Here is a 16,209-nt window from a genome sequence, read left to right on the forward strand (position 1 = left end):
GGAGAGAAGGCTCTAGAACAGGCCTTTTATCCTGTTTCTGAAAATAACTGCTCCTGCACCAAGAACCACGATCACAGCGATAGGCATGACTGGAAGGCCTGATTCTGTTGTTCCCTGCTGTACTTCTGCGCTGACAGTTGTCTCTTCAACATAAGTTGTTGAGTCCTTCACTCCTCTAACTTCAAAGTCCAGGAGGTAGTTTTTGACTTCTGCACTGTTTTCAGCTGTTACATCGAATACTGCTGTTCCGTTCTGGCCTGGTTCAAGAGTTCCGATGTAGTGGCTTGCAGAACCGTAGCTGAAAGGAAGGTCTGAGGAGTCCAGAACTCTTATCCGTGTAGAAGAGGCCTTTTCGGATCCTGTGTTCTGTACTGTAATTCTCAGCTGACTGGTTGAATCTGTTTCAAGGTTGCTTTCTACTTTTACTACTTCGAACTGCGGTTTGCCTGCCAGGAAGAAGCTGAAGTCGGTGTTTTCAGTTACTCTTGCGCTCGATTCTCCTGTAGAGTAAGTAATGTCTGATGGGATATGTACTGTGCCTTTCTCTGCATCTTTCTCTATGTCAAAAGTGAATTCTGCCTGTTTTACCTGGCCGGGCCCGATGTTTCCTATTGCTTGTCGGGTTGAAAAGCTTGAAGTAGCCTGGAATGTTTCCGGCAGCTGGATGTTAACTACTGCGTTCTCAGCGGTCTTTTCTCCGTTGTTTACAGCTTCGACAACCATCTTTGCGTTCTCTGTGTCTGGTGTCAGCTGTGAGGGAACTGTCTGCAGGTTGGCCAGATTGATCTTTATGTCCTGGCTCTGAACTGTCACTGGTATTTCTCGAGTGTAAGATACGTCTCCATGGGTAACACGAATTTTCAGATCGTTTACTCCATCGGGAGCATCTTCTGCTACCAGTACCTCATATGTCGGAAGCTGTATCCTCTGGCCTGACGCTATATCTCCAATAGCGTATGTTCTTTTTCTGTCAGGCTTTAAACTGAAAGGATATGAATCAACTATACCGATCTCTACGTCTTCAGCTGCAGAGTTGCCGTTGTTCCTGATCTTGAAAGTTATCTCCGCGTCCTCGCCTGATTGAACAGGTACAGGATCTGTGTTGATTAGAACAGGCTGGAGATCCGGCCCGTTACTGTTAGAGTTTGTCTGTGCAGCAACACCTCCTACTAGAAGAAGGGCTGCCGAAATAAGTGCTAGTGTTTTTGTCTTCATTGTTGAGTTTCACCTTTAGTATTGTTTTCATTCATAGATGTTATCTTGGATAAAGTAAAGCCTGAAGTGCCATTGGCGGTGAAGTAGCGATCGTAGATTACTAGTGATGCTGGTATAACGGTAAATGCTGCGAGATAGGCCATTGTGGTGGTTAATGTCAGCAAGGTTCCGAGATCTGAGAGGAATGTTACTCTTCCGACGTTGAGCGAGAGGAATCCAATGTTTGCAGCGATAAGGCCTACAGTCATCGGGGTTATTACTCCTTTGATGGTTTCTGAAAGCGATTTTTCTATGTCAAGTTCCTCTCTTTCCTCGATGTACCGTGAAATTGGCTGTATTCCGAAGTCAATTGCGACTCCGATACCCATTGTGATTGCACCTGAGGTTGCAGGGCTCATGTTGAGCCCCAGCCAGCCGAATATTCCGAAACCGGCCGTTACTCCGAATACAAGAGTCAGTAGTGATGTTGCACCGTAGAACAGCGAGCGGAACAGTACAACTACTACCAGTATCACTCCAAGAAGGGCCGCGATACCCGTGACACTCATTGTTCGCTGTGTCTGATCCTGGAAGGCCTGGTCAATGAAAGGCTGACCGGTATAGCTTACAACAAGGCCTGCAGGTTTGTCATGGCTCTGCACAGTATTTCTGATTCTGTTCGCCATCTCCGTTTTCTCTGCTGTCGATATCTCTACAGTATTTATTCTGATTACGGCAGCTGTGTAATCTTCTGAAATATAGTTGCTCCACCGGGCCTCGCCCAATGTACTGAATGTCTGTCTTACCTGTGTCTTGCTTGCAGGAATTTCTCCACGGAAGAGATCTGAAGGCCCGGAAGTAGAACTGATCTTGTCTATGGTGTTCAGATCATTTGAAACTGATTCCATAAATCTCAATGCGTCAGGATTCCTCAGATCTCTTACCTCGGTAGAGTTAGGATACTTAGGGCTAGATTCGATCAGAATAGTGTAGCTAGTGCCCGAGTTACTGGAAAACTCTGTGCTTATCACATCGAAGGCCTCCATGGTAGGCATTGAATCAGGAAGAAGATCCTCCTGACTCATCTGAGTTGTCTGTACCTGTGAAGCCCCTGAGGCAAGCACTGCAGTTATAATCAATGAAAATGCCAGTACTGTTACAGGCCTGCTTTCTACAGTATTTGCGTATCCTTCAAGTGTATTACCTATCTTTCCGTTCACTGTTGATCACCTTTCCATCTCTCATACTTTACAATCAATGCAGGAGTAAGAAGCAGTGCGGCAGCCAATGTAAGGCCTTCTCCAAGCGCCAGTGTAAGACCTAGATCTCTCATGAATGATATTGAGGCGAGCAGTAGGGCCAGGAATCCGACCAGATCGGTTGTTGATGATCCAAGTACTGCCTTCCCTGTGTTCGGTACTGCTGTCATTATGCCATCTTCAAGACCCTGCTCGTCTGTTTCCTCTACTATTCTTTCTGCGATGAATGAGCCGTATTCTACTCCGAGGCCTAGAAGCATTGAACCTATCGCGATAGTTGCGATAGTCATTGGGATGCCAAGTAGGCCCATTGCTCCGAGCGCCCAGAGAAGCCCCATAAAGAGCGGTGCGAATGTTGCTGTTCCGTATGCTGCACCTCTTACAGCTATCAGAAGTAGCCAGATCAGGGCGGAGGCCACAGCAATTATTGTTACGGTGTCTGTTATCAGAACATCTGAAAGAACGTTTCTCATCACCGGTGTTCCTGTTGTCTGTATCTCTATGCCAGGATACCGTGGCGACTGTTCTATATTCTCTTCGATTGTCTTTGTGGCCTCTCTGACGTTTTCCTCTGTCATGTCGTTGCTTAGCTGTATGAACATCGTTGTAGCGGTGTAGTCTCTGTTTGTGAAGCTGGCCTGTGACTGTTGCAGCGTCTGTTTGATCTGGGCCTTGGAGTCTGGTGTCTCACTGAAAAGCGAGGCCATGGAGTTTACAGAGCTGATAGATGGCTCATTGTTCAGTTCATCTTCCAGAAAGTTTAGTGTGCGTATCATCCGCGGGTCACGTACATCGGTGACGTAGTTTTCCTCAAGCTTGTCGTCGCTGGTCTGGAAAAGTACTATGATTGAGTTGCTGCTTCCGAAGTTGGCCTCTACCTTGTCCTGTGCTGCGATAGGTGGCAGGCTGTCTGGTAGACTTTCCTGGAAGTTTGTCTGCAGCTGAATCTGTGGAAGGCCTAGTGAAAGTACTACTGTTAGAAGCAGGCATAGACCGATAATCTTGTCGGTGTGGTCTAGATGCGCTCGGGCCAGAAGATTCAGCGGATTTTCCATTAGTTATCTACGTTTTGTTCCCCCACATTTAAGAAACTGAATGAACATTCAGTCAGTAGGGAAGTTGATGATGAACGAATCGAAAGAGGAGATTATGGAGGCCACTTATCGAGCACTCTGTAGCCATGGCTATGCTGATTTAACTATTGAAAAAATTGCTATGGAGTCGGAGAAAGGCAAATCATTGATATATTATCACTATGAGGACAAGGAAGATCTCATGGGTTCCTTCCTGGAGTATATGGGCCGGAAGCTGGAGGATGAAATCTCCGAACTTGAGGATCTTCCTGCGGAAGAGAAACTTGATGAACTGCTTGACCTCTTTCTGGATGTAGATGATGGAGAGATGTGGGAATTTCACAAGGCTCTCTCCGAACTCAGAGTCCAGACACACCACAACAGCTCTCTGGCCGAAAAATTCCTGGAAATAGACAGTTATCTCACTGATACAATAGCTGAAACAATGAAAGATGCAGGAGTCCAAGAACCTGATCTGCGTGCAGAAATTATGGCCTCCGCGATGGAAGGAGCTTTGACGAGAAAAATAAGAGCTGATGACAGAGAAGGCCTTAAAGAAGTGAAAAAGGAGCTAAAATCGCTTTTTGACTTCTAAATTATCTAAACGGAAGGATTTTCAGGGTTTTCTCTGCTATACCGGTGATTGTTTCACTGAATCCTTCTGCTTCCTCTGCGACTTCGCCTTTCTGTCTGTCTTTCTCTTGAGACTTTCCTCTCCATGTACCTTTCTGATACCATAAATAGGCTATTGCTGCGCCTGCAACGTTGGAGATGAAGAATGCTATCCACAGGCCTTTTGTGCCGATGTTTATTGCTCCGAAGTAGGCTATAGGAAGTCTGATAAGGCCTAGTGTGGCGATTGATATTGCTGCTGCTGTCAGGGTTTTTCCTGCGCCACGGAAGCTTCCGTTGTAGCTTCTAAGCACTCCTATGAATCCAAAGCTGAATGAGACGTATCTGAGGAATTCTGCAGATACTGCGGCTATTTCTGGGTCTTTTGTGAATATGTTGGAGATTGGGTATGCGAAGATGAATGTTAGTACGCCGAGTCCTGTCAGTATGATGAATGTCCATTTTGCTCCGAACCTTGCTGTCTCTTCTGCTCTGTCGTAGTTTTCTGCGCCTATGTTCTGACCTGTCATTGATTCAACTCCTCTTCCTACTGCGGCTGCCGGTAGGAATACCATGGAGAAGATTCTGACTGCGATTCCATAGCCTGAGACAACTGTTCCAGCGAATAGTGTTCCGACTACTGCTACAAGGGCGTTTACAGAGAGTGAGCGACCTGTTTGTTCTCCTGAGGCCGGGACGCCTATAGCGATCATCTTTTTGAAGAACTTGAAGTTAGGTTTCATCTGTGCTAGAGATATCTGTATGCCATGAGTTCCTTTGAACAGTATAGCTATTCCTACGATAAGCGATAGGGTTCTTGCAAGTATTGTAGCTATTGCTGCTCCTGTAACTCCCATTTCTGGTATTATCCAGAATCCGAAGATGAACATTGGATCGATTATTATGTTGAGTATAACGGTTGCAAGCATCAGTATCATAGGAGTGACTGTGTCGCCGTAACCTCTCATCAAAGACTGGAAAACCAGGAAACCGAACAGCGAGAACAGGCCTACAGACATTACTTCAAGGTAGCTTGAGGCCGATGCTGCCACTGTTCCTGAAGCTCCTAGAAGAGGAACGAAATCGCTGATAAGGAAGAAACCAAGGCCTCCTATAGCTACTGAGGCCAGTGCGCTGAACATTACAGTCTGAGAGGCCGCATAGTCGCGTCTCTTGCTGTTTCCTTTACCTTCATTCTGTGCAACGAGCACGCTTCCTGCAACCGCCAGGCCCATTCCTAGGGAGATCAGGAAGAATACGACAGGAAATGCAAAAGTAACTGCTTCCAGTGCATTGTTGCTGTACTGGCCTAGCCAGAAAGTATCCGCAAGATTGTACATTGTCTGCAGAAGATTGATTACGATGACAGGTAGCGAGAGATAGAACAAGTTCTTTCCTACAGGCCCTCCTGTTAGATCAAGATCTTCTTGAGACTTGAACCTGTTGCGGATGGCCTCTGTGATTTTATTGAATACCATGTACTTTCAGCCGGTTCAAAAATTTATAAACATGTTACGAATCGAAACATTTCGAATCGGAACTCACAAAAATATTCAGGCACTGAGTATTCTCATGGGCAAAAAACTGCCGAGTGACATCCTCAGGTATACTGTCCTGAAAATATTTGAGGAAGGCCCGAGCTACGGCTATGAGGTTGTATCAAGTATCGAGGAGGTAACTGATGGCTACTGGAGCCCAAGCTATGGAACTATCTACCCTCTGATTCAGAGATTGGAAGATCAAGGCCTTTTGAAATCGCTGAGCGAGAAGGAAGCTAAGGATCAAGGCCTGGATAACGGCGACAGAAACTACTTTGAGCTTACAGAAAAGGGAAAAGAAGAGGTAACTCCTGATCAGGAAACAGAGGCCCGTGAAAACTTTGAAGAACTCATTCTAGGATACTTGAAGATATACGAAAACAAGTACGGCAAGGAATCTCTCGAAGAACTTCTGGAAAACGCCCTTTAACTAGTCCTGCTTTCTACGGAACTCCATGTACGAGTAAACGGTTGCATAAACCGAAACTATCATCGCTGGTGCTACAGTAAAGAAGATGAAGTATTCTGGCAATGCTAGTCCTAAAAGAGCTATCAGGCCAGCTGCCTTGAACAGAGGCCCACATCTCTCATGAGTTTTATTCCATACTTCTTCATCGCTAAGAGTCCACGGCGTCCGGATACCAATAAACCAGTTCTGCCGGGCCTCACTGATAACAATACCCATAATATAGTACAGGGCTGCTATACCAGGAACAAGAGCCTGACTGATGCTAAAAGAGTATCCAAGATTCCAGAAAACTATCAAGGCCTGAATATATGTAAGAAATCCCAGAACAGCTGCTATAATAGTTCTGTACTGGTCTTTAAACTCCTGAATGTTGTCTCCGAGCGGATCGATACTTGGAAGTACTTTGAAAAGGCCGTAGAGTCCGAGAAACATTGCTGGTAGTAGTAAGAGGCCTGTTGTCTTGCTGGTGAAGTTGTCTGGTTGTCCTGCTGCGTTGAAATGTATGGCTATCTGATCTGGCAGATTAAACCATCCGTAGATGGTTAATACAGCAAGTAAGGCGCCTATTCCGGCTGTAATGTAGTCTTGTTTTTCCAGTTCCATTGGGTTCTTGTGTGAGGTTTCTATTTTTCCAGTTTGAAAAGTTCTTCTACGCGTTCGTTGAAGAAATCTGCAATCTTTAACGCGAGCTCTAGACTTGGATCGTATTTTCCGGTTTCTATGGCGTTTATTGTCTGTCTTGAGACATCCAGTTCTCTAGCCAGCTCTGCCTGTGTGATATCTTCCTGCTTCCGGAACTTCTTCAGTTGATTTTTGATCGCCATGATGTCTATTTAGACCCGAGATTTGATAGGCTTAGCCCGTTTTCCAGTCCTCTCCAGTGATAGTAAATCATGGACAGTATGAACACGGCGAATGGTCCGAACGCCATACCATATAGAATCCACTGGATCTGCTCCATATAGATAAGGTTGTAGGCCCAGACACTGAAAGTAACAGCAGTGTACGCTATGAAGCCGTTTCTCGCACTTTCCGCGTGAATCCTGTTCTCTCGTTCATCTCCTTTCAGCATCATTCTCCTCCTCCAAACTGGTGATATAGAGTAGACAGTGATAGATACATTATGAATGTCCAGAGGCCTAGCTCTGAAACATCTCTGATGAAATCAAGATTAATTTCTATACTCGTGGTTCCAGCTGCTATCAGTGCCAGAGAGACTGTGACAAAGGCCCAGGCCATTCCGTTCGTTGTAATCTCTCTTTTTCTTTCATCCATAATCGGCTTTTCATTGTACAAAGCCCAGAGGTTCACAATTACTGTAAATACAGCTGAACCTGCAGAGATCTGAGAGAAATTAAGTACAAGTCCAAAGTTTGGAAGGAATGCGAACAGGAAAACAGCGGTGTAAGTGAAAAAGAGCGCGTTCATCCTTGCTGGCAAAATGCTTTCCCTAAACCTTGATCTTAGATTCATTTCTTAAGGCCTCTGATTCCTGTTTGCCGGATGTTTTGACAGATCATTAGAAATGTTGCTGTAGTGACTGAGATAATCAGGATTTCAGACTGGCTCCATGAAATTTTTGTGGCGATACCTACGCCTGTAAGCGTTGTCATTACTATGAAGCCGTATCCCAGGCCTTGATCCAGGTTCTGAATATCTCTTTCATCGTAGCCTGGCTTATCTCTGATCTTCTTAGCTGCGAGATTTCCTATGTTGAAGGCTATGACTGCTCCGAGAGCTACTACAAGACTGACGCCGGTTTCTGTCGAGAGAAAGGTCTCAGCGACCACCATGCCAGTTAAGGCTCCGATAAAAATCATAAAATTCTGCTTAATAACTCTATCTAGGCCCTTGATTCTTCCAGAAAATACCATCTAATCGGCCACCTCCTTCAAACGCTTCAAGGCCTCGATGGTTATCGCGAACAGCATTATTGCTCCCCATGTCAGATAATAGGGTGCAACCTGATCCGGATAGGTTTCCAGATTTCCGGTTCCCAGAGCTACTGAGATACCGATCATGGCTACACCAAGAAAAACTCCTGTCCATGTGAAGGCCTTGAAGATCGAATCTTTCGCGATGCTGATATCTCGCTCATCCTCGATAGGTGTCTTGCTCTTTTTCTTGATCAGGTATAGAAGGCCTACTGTAGCTGTAATCGCAGCTGCAGCCCCAATATAGATTTCTGTGGCGAAAAGGCCTACAGATACGATCATTCCAGCAAGTAAAGTAAGTTTGTGGGTTCTTTTAGTAGCGTATTTTTCCAGATCCATGCCGATCACATGATGTAAAGTGTGCTTGACATTTTTAAATGTAAAGTCTGCTTTACTTTGTGGTCTGGAAAAATATGGCGGGGTTGTAAGGTTGTATGCTAATAGGTGTTGAGAGAAGGGCTTTGGCCTCTACTCTTTCTTATCCAGTTTCTTCTGGACTTCTGCTCTGATTGATTCTTTCAGTTTTGGTACTGTGATATCTTCCATTACTGGCTCGAAATAGCCTTTTACGATCAGTCTGCGGGCCTGATCTTCTGAGAGACCTCGGGAGTTCAGGTAGTGCAGTTCTTTTTCAGGTAGGTTTCCTGCTGATGCTGCGTGTGAGGCCTCTACGTTTGGGTCTTCGATCATGAGTTTTGGTGATGCGTCTACTTCTGCCTTGTCGCTGAGCATTAGAACTGATTCATCTTGGAAGCTCTGTGTGTCGTCGGCTCTGTCTCCTACGTGTTGGAGGCCTTCGTAGACTGAGCGTGCTTTGTCGTCTACTACTGCTCGTGAGTCCATCTGGCACCGCGTGTTTTCTCCGTAGTGATATGCATGCAGAGAAATGTCGTTGTGCTGTTCTCCTGTCGGGTACCAGACTGCGAGCTTTTCTGTCTCTGAGTTATCGCCGTTGAGAACGGTCTCGATCTTGGTTCTCTTCAGTTCGCCCGTGAACTGTGAGTTCAGCCAGTTGACTGTTCCGTAGTCCTCTACAACTGCCTTTCTTCTTGAGTACGTCAGGTCTGATTCTGAGGCCTCTACGGCTCCGTAGTTTACTGTTGCGTTTTCTCCTACGTAGATTTCGTTGATTGATGTTAGAAGGCCTTCGTTTCTGAATTCTTCTGTTAGTGTGAGCTCTGAATTTTCCCTGGCGTCGACTACGACGTGTGCAAATGTATCTGCCTGATCTCTGTATGTTATTTTTACTGAGGCCTTTTCCTCTACTTTGATGTAGATTACAGAGTTGAGGTTGGCTGCGTGTGTTGCTGTCAGTTTGTCTTCTTCTGCTTTGACTGCGTTAAATATTTTTTCTTCTGAGGCCTCTACTGCTTCTTCTCCCTGAAGTACTTCTACTTCGCCTTCAGTTTCTATCTCTGGCTGTACTTCGCCTTTTTCTGGGGTTATTTCCGGGTATCTTGTCCATGTTCGGCCTGGTGTTCTGATGGATTCTGGGTTTTCCAGCTCTTCTATCTTCTTCTCTGCTTCTTTTTTGATTTCTTCTAGTTTCATTTTGATCACCTAGCCCAGGCTTCCCTCCATTTCGAGTTGGATTAGTCTGTTGAGTTCTACTGCGTATTCTAGTGGTAGTTCTTTGGCGATTGGTTCGATGAAGCCTCTTACGATCATTTCTTTGGCGTCTTCCTCTTCTATTCCTCGGCTCATCATGTAGTGAATTTCTTCGTCGCCGATTTTTCCTACTGTTGCTTCGTGGGCTACTTCTACGTCGTCTTCTTTGAGTTCGATGTATGGTTCTGTGTCTGAGGTTGCTTCGTCGTCGAACATTAGTGCGTCGCATTCGATGCTTGTTTTTGAGCCTGATGCACCTTCTGATACTCTGACCAGACCTCTGTAGTTGGTTCTGCCGTTGTCTTGGCTGATGGATTTTGATTCGATTGTTGATTTGGTGTTTGGTGCGTTGTGGATGACTTTGGCTCCTGTGTCGATGTTCTGGTCTTCTCCTGCGTATGCGATGGAGATGTGGTTGGCTCTGGCGCCTTCGCCGTTGAGGTGTGATGATGGGTATAGCATTGTGACTTTGGATCCCATTGATCCGGATACCCATTCCATTGTGCCGTTTTCCTGTACTTTGGCTCTTTTCGTGTTGAGGTTGTATGTGTTTTTACTCCAGTTTTGTACTGTTGAGTACTGGACGTGTGCGTCTTCTCCTACGAATACTTCTACGCATCCGCTGTGCAGGTTGTTTCTTGTGAACTGTGGTGCGCTGCAGCCTTCTATGTAGTGTACTGTGGAGTTTTTCTCTGCTATGATTAGTGTGTGTTCGAACTGTCCCATTCCTTTGCTGTTCATTCTGAAGTAGGCCTGTACTGGTATTTCCACTTCTACTCCTTCTGGTACGTATACGAATGATCCTCCTGACCATAGTGCGCCGTGGAGGGCCGCGAATTTGTTGTCCTGTGGTGGGACGCATTTGTTCATGAAGTAGTCTTTGACTAGTTCTTCGTGTTCCTGTACTGCTTTGTCCATGTCGCAGAAGATTACTCCTTTTTCTTCCCACTGTTCTTTCATGTTCTGGTAGACGACTTCTGATTCATATTGTGCGCCTACTCCTGCAAGTGCTTCTTTTTCTGCTTCTGGAATTCCTAGCTGGTCGAATGTGTCTTTGATTTCTTCCGGCACTTCCTCCCATGAGTCGGATTGTTCTGCGTCTGCTACCATGAACGGTGTTATTTCATCGAAATCCAGGTCTGACAGGTCAGGACCCCATTCTGGCATAGGCCTTTTTTCGAAGTGTCTGTAGGCCTGTAATCGCTTTTTGAGCATCCATTCTGGTTCGTCTTTTTCGGCAGAAATTTTGCGTATCAGGTCTTCTGATAGGCCTTTTTCGGCCTCGTATTTGATGTCTGCTTCTGTGATGTGGTTGAATTTCTCCTGGTTTTTCTGGATTTCCTCGTTGCTCATAATTGAATTAGGTGGGCCTAAATCTTTAAATCCGGTGAAGTTTTTCCTTTCCGTTTTTCTATACGGGTTTTAAGTTCAGGCTTTGCGAGTTTATTTACTGCAGTTATGTCGGTTGAAGGATCTACTTACGGTGAGATGCTTGAGAATTCTCGTATAGGAGATGATGCTGTTTTCTGGATTGAAGAGGTTCTCGATGAGGCCAGTGATATTTATGGCGATAGGAACGGTGTTGATGCAGGTATTGCTGATGCCAGATCTACTTCTGAGTTTTATGATGCTTATGTGCTTGAGAACAGGGCTGTTGGCCAAAAGATTTTTGGTTTTGAGGTTAGGCCCTTGCGTTCAGGTGACTTTGGTACCGGTTTCAGTATGAGGCCTGAAGGAGAATCTGATGAGTATGATGATTTCCGTGATGCTGTCTATGAGGCTTTTGAGAGTGATGTTGGTTCTTTTTAGTTTCTGATGTTGCTTGAGGAGTAATTTTCCAGGCCTGATATTCTTTTGACTTGTACTTTGTGGCCTGTTGCTTTTTCTGCCATTTTCTGTACTTCTTTTTCGTCGTGTTTCTGGTCGTAGCCTAGTGTTATGATGTCTGGGTCTGTTTCTTTTACTGTTGTATATATGTCTCCTTCTGATCCGAGAACGGCCTGGTCTACTGGTTTGAGGGCCTGTACCATTTCTCTTCTTTCTTCTTCGTTGAAGTGGAGGCCTTTCTTTTCTTTGACTCTTGAGTCGCGGGAGATTATTACTACTAGTTTGTCTCCTAGTTGTGCTGATTTCTGCAGGTAGTGTAGGTGGCCTGGATGTAGTATGTCGAATGTTCCCTGGGCCATTACTGTTGTCATGTTTGTTTTTTGTCAGGTTAGATTTATTACGTCTTGAGGCCTTGGAAGGTGTTTAATCTTTTTGCTGTTATTTTGTGTTTATGGTTCAGGTTGCTGATAGAGTTTATTCTGTTGAGGAGTTGTGGAGAGATGATATTGATGAGATGGCTGTTGCAGTGAATGAGTATGTGTTGGATTCTCTTGATGTAAGGCCTGAGTACAGTGTTCTGGACTCTGATAGGTCTGAGGTTGAGTCTGGTTATGTTTACGATCTGGATGGTCTTTCCTTTGATTTTAGTCTTGCTGGACCTGTCAACGGCGATCGTGATATTCTTTCAGGTTCTTCTCGTAGAGCTGTTTTTCAGGTTGATGGTGAGGGATGGCCTGAGGTTTTGCAGAGTCTTGATGAAGGTGTAGGTGCTGAGTTAAGTGAGAAAGATGTTGGCGGCCTGACTGTTTATGAGTTGGTGTTGCCGGCGCCGTTCTAGTTTCTGTGTTTTTCGAAGAATTCGTCTATTTCTTTCCACGGTGCTCTGGTGGATACGAGTTTTTTGTCGTCTGGGAAGACTTTTCTGTAGTTGCTCCATTCGTATCTTTCGTCCATGTAGACTATTACTCCTTTGTCTGTTTCTGATCTTATGCATCTGCCTGCGGCCTGTATTGCGCGGTTCATTGCTGGGTAGCTGTATCCGTAGTCCCATCCTTTTCCGAATTTTTCGTCGTAGAAGTCTATGAGTTCTTTTGTTTCGAGGTCTGGTCTTTGTAGTGGGAGGCCTACGATGAATACTGCTTTGAGTACTTCTCCTGGGAAGTCTACTCCTTCTCCGTAGCTTCCTGCTGCTACTCCTAGTAGTACTGAGTCTCCCTGTTCTTTTCTGTCTGCGAACTTGTCGAGGAGGTTTTGTTTCTGGTCTTTTGATGCGTTTCTTTCTTCTATGAATATTTGTCGGTCGCTGTGTTCTTCTATTAGTGGTTTGACCTGGTTCATCATTGAGTAGCTTGGGAAGAAGACTCCGCAGTTGCCGTCTACTGCGTCGAATGATTTGGATAGGTACCAGGCGTATTTTTGCCACATTGAGTCGTCTCTTTCCTCGTATTTGGTTGTAAGTGTTGGTATTACGAGGTCGAGTTCGTTTTCTTCTGGGAATGGTGATTTGAATGCTCTTGTTTCTGTTTTGTCTTCTTCGAGGCCTAGGAGGTTTACGTACATTTCCTGTGGTGTGAGGGTTGCGGACATGAGGATGCTGCTGTGGGCCTTGTTTAGTGGTTTTTTGCTGGAGATCTGTGGGTCGAGGCAGGAGTATTTTATTTTGAGTGTTTGGCTGCCTTGGTTGTATTCTCTTTTGATTACGCGTACGAATCCGTTGTCTTCTCCTTCTTCCCATGCTCTGAGGAATTCTGCTATCTGTGCGCAGTAGCTTCTCTCCTGTTCTTCCTCGACCTCTTCTGCCACATTTTCCATGTCTTTGACCATGTCCTCGTAGTCTCTGAAGTTGTCGATGCTGTCTACCAGGTCGTCTTTTTTGATTGTGGCGTCTTGTTCTGTCTGTGATAGTTTTTCGTTGGCCAGTCTTGTTACTACTCTTTTCAGTTGGTCGAGATTTTCCTGTTCTGAGTAATATCCGAATGTTTCGGCCTCCGTTATCGATCTCTTGATGTTTGGTAGAGAGAGCGAGTATGTGAACAGTGATCTGTTTCTTGAGGGCATGTTATGGGCCTCGTCCACGATAAGGATGCAGTCCTCCAGGTTGATGTCTGCGTTTTCAAGTACTGCTTCTCTGACTCCTGGGTGGAATATGTGGAAGTAGTCTGCTATTATCAGGTCTGCGTCTGCTGCTAGCTGCATAGAAAGTGAGTAGGCGCATACTTTGTCGCAGGCCTTTTTCATTTCTCCTGCGGATAGGTTCTGGTGTTTTACTTCTTTTAGTTTTCTCTGGGCCTGTGTTGTTAGTTCGTGGTTGTCTTTGAAGGTGTTGTCGTGTCTTGGGCAGTCTGGGCCTTCTCCTCCTCTTGTTGATATATCTGCTTCGCATAGGTGGTCTTTTCCGATGAGGTCTACTGAGATTATGTTTTCTCCGTGTCTTTCGTTTATTTTTCTTACTGTTTCGAGCGCGATCTGGTGTTGGCTGTGTCTTGGGGTGAGGAAGAATACTGTTTTGTCTTGTTCGCGTGCTTTTTCGATTGCTGGTGTTACTGTGCCTGCGGTTTTTCCTAGGCCTGTTGGTGCGTGTGCTACCAGGTTGCCCTCGTTGTTTAGGGCGTTTTCTGTTGATTCTATTAGTTCGTCCTGGCGTTCCCTTACTTGCTCGAATGGGAAAAGGTCCATGTTAGTGGATGGAACTGGAAGTCATAAAAACCCATTTATTGGCCTTGAGAATTCTTTTACACAGGTTCCTGTGTTTTTAACTTTTTATTGGAAGAGGAGGAATGCGAGTCCTGCGACGAGGGCCATGAGGATTATTCCTGTGTAGATCATGGAGATGAGTAGTCTGTTTTGTTCTTTCCAGAGTACCATTTGGTGTCTGGTTTCGGCCAGTTTTTTCGGTATTTCTTCTTTTTTCTGTTCTACTTTTTCTTTGGCCTTGTCTACCTTGGTTGGTGGTGTTGGTATTTCTCTTATTTCATCTTGGTAGCACTGGGGGCAGTGATCTGGTAGAACTTCGTGTTCGTCGTATTTTTCTGAGTACCACTGGTTTCCGCATCGCATACATTCTACGTTGCGGTAGTCGTATTTGTTGTCCCAGTCTTTCAGATTCATTGTTTCTTCTGTGCCATCTGAAGTACCAGTTCAGAAAGTTCTTCAACCTGGTTCTCCAGTTCATCGTTTCTTTGCTGTTGTTCCTCTAGTTCGTCTAGTCGTTCCTTGATCTTGCTGTTTCTTGCTCTCTGGTAGCTTTCGATTATGTCTCTGATGTTGTCGGTATCTTTTACGGAGTCCTCAAGCTGTTCGACTTTTTCCTGTAACTGGTCGATCTCTTCGGACAGGTTTTCATCGTCTTCGTCTCCTGTTTTCTCTTTGAGGTTATCTACATCTTCTTTCAGCTGTTCAATGCTTTTTTCGTGGCCCTCAATGTCGCCGATTTCTTCCTTTATTTTCTCCTCGAATCTGGCGTCGGTCATCACGCCTTCGAGTTCTTTTTCATCGTCTTCGGCAATCTCCTTTAGCTTATCGTTCAGGCTGTCTTCGTCCAGTTTGTCATCGATGTTAAGCTTGATCTTGTCAATGTCTTTGACCTGATCCTGCAGCATTTCTTCGTGTGCTTCCGTCTTGCTTTTTACGGAGTCAAGTTCTGGTAGGCGGCCTTCGATCTCGCCGAACATCGATTCGACTTTGGATTCTTTTTCGTTGATGTCTCGCTTCAGTTGTTCGATTTTGTCCATTTTTTTCTGAAGCTTTTCCTGCATTTCTGCCAGGTTGTCGAAGTCGTCTACTTTGTCGACGTTTTCTTTGATGTCGTCTACTTTGTTCGATAAGTTATCTAGAAGCTCTTTGTTCTGTTCTGACTGGGCCTGTACTCCTTCAACTTTTCCGTTGATCTTCTCGAATCGTTTATTGATTTTTTCAGGCTCCATCTCGTCGTAGATGTCTTCTATCTTCTTGTAGCCTTGCTTTATGTCGTCTACTTCTTTTTCCTGTTCGAGAACCATGGATCGGACTTCGCCGATCTTTTCAGAAATATTTCCTATACGTTCATTGATCTGGTCCTGAAAGCTGTCTACTCCTTCAAAACGTCCTTCCAGCTTCTCTGTTTTCTGCATCAGGTCCTGGAGCTCGATGCTGTCGTCTTCTTGCTCGTCATCTTCGTATTGATCTGGGTCGTAGTCGATGTCCTGGTCTTCTCTGGCAATAGATCCTACTGTTTCTGGTTCATCGTCTTCTTCCTCTTCGTCGCCATCTTCTCCCTCGCTTTCATCTTCTGACTCCTCGGCCTCGTCCTCAGAGTCGCCATCTTCTTCTGTATCATTTTCGGTTTCTTCCGCTTCGTCCTTGTTTTCATCAGCGGAGTTCTTTTCTTCGCTTTCTTCATTCTCTGCCTGTTCTTCGTTGTTTCCTTCTTCAGAGTCTTCTTTCTCGGCCTCTGCGGATTGATCTTCGTCACTCTCTTCCTCCATTTCTTCTTGGAGGGCCTCTTCGTTTTCTTCTGGTTGTTCGTCTAGTTCTTCTTGAGAATCTTCTACTTCTTCGGGGCTGTTCTCTTCTTCCGAACTCTCTTCGCTGTCTTTGTGTTCTTCTTTGGTCTCTTCTACCTGTTTGTCGACCTCTTCTTCTACGTCTTTCTTTCTACCAGGGATTTTGTCGAGAACGCCCATGTTTTATCACAATTATGTTTCCGTTTGCTGGTAT

General features: G+C 45.2%; 20 protein-coding genes. 4 read left to right on the forward strand and 16 right to left on the reverse strand.

Annotated elements, in window-relative coordinates; genetic code table 11:
* Positions 1-12 precede the first annotated feature (12 nt).
* From HBNXNv_RS01380 to HBNXNv_RS01390, 3 genes are read right to left on the reverse strand one after another with little or no spacing between them, the layout of a single operon-like run.
* Positions 13-1,215 carry a COG1361 S-layer family protein gene (locus HBNXNv_RS01380; RefSeq protein ID WP_347721049.1) on the reverse strand — a complete coding sequence of 401 codons (1,203 nt, stop codon included), beginning with the start codon at positions 1,213-1,215 and terminating at the stop codon, positions 13-15.
* Complete coding sequence (locus HBNXNv_RS01385) at positions 1,212-2,414, reverse strand: MMPL family transporter (RefSeq protein ID WP_347721050.1); 1,203 nt, start codon at positions 2,412-2,414, stop codon at positions 1,212-1,214. Before HBNXNv_RS01385 ends, HBNXNv_RS01380 begins: the two co-directional genes overlap by 4 nt.
* A complete protein-coding gene (locus tag HBNXNv_RS01390; RefSeq protein WP_347721051.1) occupies positions 2,411-3,508 on the reverse strand; it encodes an MMPL family transporter in 1,098 nt (365 codons plus the stop codon). Before HBNXNv_RS01390 ends, HBNXNv_RS01385 begins: the two co-directional genes overlap by 4 nt.
* 70 nt (positions 3,509-3,578) lie before the next feature.
* Here HBNXNv_RS01390 and HBNXNv_RS01395 point away from each other — a divergent pair, with 70 nt between their 5' ends.
* Positions 3,579-4,121, forward strand: a complete 543-nt coding sequence (locus tag HBNXNv_RS01395; protein ID WP_347721052.1) for a TetR/AcrR family transcriptional regulator — start codon at positions 3,579-3,581, stop codon at positions 4,119-4,121.
* Between the two features lies 1 nt (position 4,122).
* Here the strand turns inward: HBNXNv_RS01395 and HBNXNv_RS01400 are convergent, their stop codons facing one another.
* Positions 4,123-5,616 carry an MATE family efflux transporter gene (locus HBNXNv_RS01400; protein WP_347721053.1) on the reverse strand — a complete coding sequence of 498 codons (1,494 nt, stop codon included), beginning with the start codon at positions 5,614-5,616 and terminating at the stop codon, positions 4,123-4,125.
* A 94-nt stretch (positions 5,617-5,710) separates the two neighbouring features.
* Between HBNXNv_RS01400 and HBNXNv_RS01405 the strand changes: the two genes are divergently transcribed.
* Positions 5,711-6,106, forward strand: coding sequence for a PadR family transcriptional regulator (locus HBNXNv_RS01405; RefSeq protein WP_347721054.1), 396 nt, complete (start codon positions 5,711-5,713; stop codon positions 6,104-6,106).
* On the opposite strand, the gene HBNXNv_RS01410 is transcribed toward HBNXNv_RS01405, so the two are convergent.
* The 8 genes from HBNXNv_RS01410 to sufB form a co-directional block, all read right to left on the reverse strand.
* Positions 6,107-6,748 carry an SdpI family protein gene (locus tag HBNXNv_RS01410; RefSeq protein ID WP_347721055.1) on the reverse strand — a complete coding sequence of 214 codons (642 nt, stop codon included), beginning with the start codon at positions 6,746-6,748 and terminating at the stop codon, positions 6,107-6,109.
* Positions 6,749-6,768: 20 nt separating this feature from the next.
* Positions 6,769-6,969, reverse strand: a complete 201-nt coding sequence (locus tag HBNXNv_RS01415; RefSeq protein ID WP_347721056.1) for a helix-turn-helix transcriptional regulator — start codon at positions 6,967-6,969, stop codon at positions 6,769-6,771.
* 5 nt (positions 6,970-6,974) lie between these two features.
* Positions 6,975-7,220: a hypothetical protein gene (locus HBNXNv_RS01420; RefSeq protein WP_347721057.1), complete on the reverse strand. Its 246-nt coding sequence runs from the start codon at positions 7,218-7,220 to the stop codon at positions 6,975-6,977.
* Positions 7,217-7,573 carry a hypothetical protein gene (locus tag HBNXNv_RS01425; RefSeq protein WP_347721058.1) on the reverse strand — a complete coding sequence of 119 codons (357 nt, stop codon included), beginning with the start codon at positions 7,571-7,573 and terminating at the stop codon, positions 7,217-7,219. Before HBNXNv_RS01425 ends, HBNXNv_RS01420 begins: the two co-directional genes overlap by 4 nt.
* Positions 7,574-7,614: 41 nt before the next feature.
* The gene (locus tag HBNXNv_RS01430) at positions 7,615-7,965 is read right to left on the reverse strand and encodes a hypothetical protein (protein ID WP_347721059.1); all 351 of its coding nucleotides are present in this window, start codon (positions 7,963-7,965) and stop codon (positions 7,615-7,617) included.
* 54 nt (positions 7,966-8,019) lie between these two features.
* Complete coding sequence (locus HBNXNv_RS01435; RefSeq protein WP_347721353.1) at positions 8,020-8,418, reverse strand: DUF2178 domain-containing protein; 399 nt, start codon at positions 8,416-8,418, stop codon at positions 8,020-8,022.
* 129 nt (positions 8,419-8,547) lie between these two features.
* Positions 8,548-9,630: a SufD family Fe-S cluster assembly protein gene (locus HBNXNv_RS01440; protein ID WP_347721060.1), complete on the reverse strand. Its 1,083-nt coding sequence runs from the start codon at positions 9,628-9,630 to the stop codon at positions 8,548-8,550.
* A gap of 9 nt (positions 9,631-9,639) precedes the next feature.
* Positions 9,640-11,040: a Fe-S cluster assembly protein SufB gene (gene sufB, locus HBNXNv_RS01445; RefSeq protein WP_347721061.1), complete on the reverse strand. Its 1,401-nt coding sequence runs from the start codon at positions 11,038-11,040 to the stop codon at positions 9,640-9,642.
* 105 nt (positions 11,041-11,145) lie between these two features.
* Between sufB and HBNXNv_RS01450 the strand changes: the two genes are divergently transcribed.
* Positions 11,146-11,496, forward strand: coding sequence for a hypothetical protein (locus HBNXNv_RS01450; protein WP_347721062.1), 351 nt, complete (start codon positions 11,146-11,148; stop codon positions 11,494-11,496).
* Here HBNXNv_RS01450 and HBNXNv_RS01455 read toward each other — a convergent pair.
* Positions 11,493-11,885 carry an FAD synthase family protein gene (locus tag HBNXNv_RS01455; RefSeq protein WP_347721063.1) on the reverse strand — a complete coding sequence of 131 codons (393 nt, stop codon included), beginning with the start codon at positions 11,883-11,885 and terminating at the stop codon, positions 11,493-11,495. The genes HBNXNv_RS01450 and HBNXNv_RS01455 overlap by 4 nt on opposite strands.
* Positions 11,886-11,965: 80 nt before the next feature.
* Between HBNXNv_RS01455 and HBNXNv_RS01460 the strand changes: the two genes are divergently transcribed.
* On the forward strand, positions 11,966-12,352 hold the full coding sequence (locus HBNXNv_RS01460) for a hypothetical protein (protein WP_347721064.1): 387 nt from the start codon (positions 11,966-11,968) through the stop codon (positions 12,350-12,352).
* Here HBNXNv_RS01460 and HBNXNv_RS01465 read toward each other — a convergent pair.
* The 3 genes from HBNXNv_RS01465 to HBNXNv_RS01475 all read right to left on the reverse strand — a co-directional run bounded on the left by HBNXNv_RS01465 (position 12,349) and on the right by HBNXNv_RS01475 (position 16,175).
* Positions 12,349-14,190 (reverse strand): ATP-dependent DNA helicase, encoded by a 1,842-nt coding sequence (locus HBNXNv_RS01465; RefSeq protein WP_347721065.1) that lies wholly within the window; start codon positions 14,188-14,190, stop codon positions 12,349-12,351. The two genes, HBNXNv_RS01460 and HBNXNv_RS01465, sit on opposite strands and share 4 nt — an antisense overlap.
* Positions 14,191-14,274: 84 nt before the next feature.
* On the reverse strand, positions 14,275-14,622 hold the full coding sequence (locus HBNXNv_RS01470; protein WP_347721066.1) for a hypothetical protein: 348 nt from the start codon (positions 14,620-14,622) through the stop codon (positions 14,275-14,277).
* The gene (locus tag HBNXNv_RS01475) at positions 14,619-16,175 is read right to left on the reverse strand and encodes a coiled-coil domain-containing protein (protein WP_347721067.1); all 1,557 of its coding nucleotides are present in this window, start codon (positions 16,173-16,175) and stop codon (positions 14,619-14,621) included. Before HBNXNv_RS01475 ends, HBNXNv_RS01470 begins: the two co-directional genes overlap by 4 nt.
* Between the last annotated feature and the right edge of the window lie 34 nt (positions 16,176-16,209).

Origin of the sequence: Candidatus Nanohalovita haloferacivicina (assembly GCF_029232205.1) — an archaeon.
Taxonomy (GTDB): Archaea; Nanohalarchaeota; Nanosalinia; order Nanosalinales; family Nanosalinaceae; genus Nanohalovita; species Nanohalovita haloferacivicina.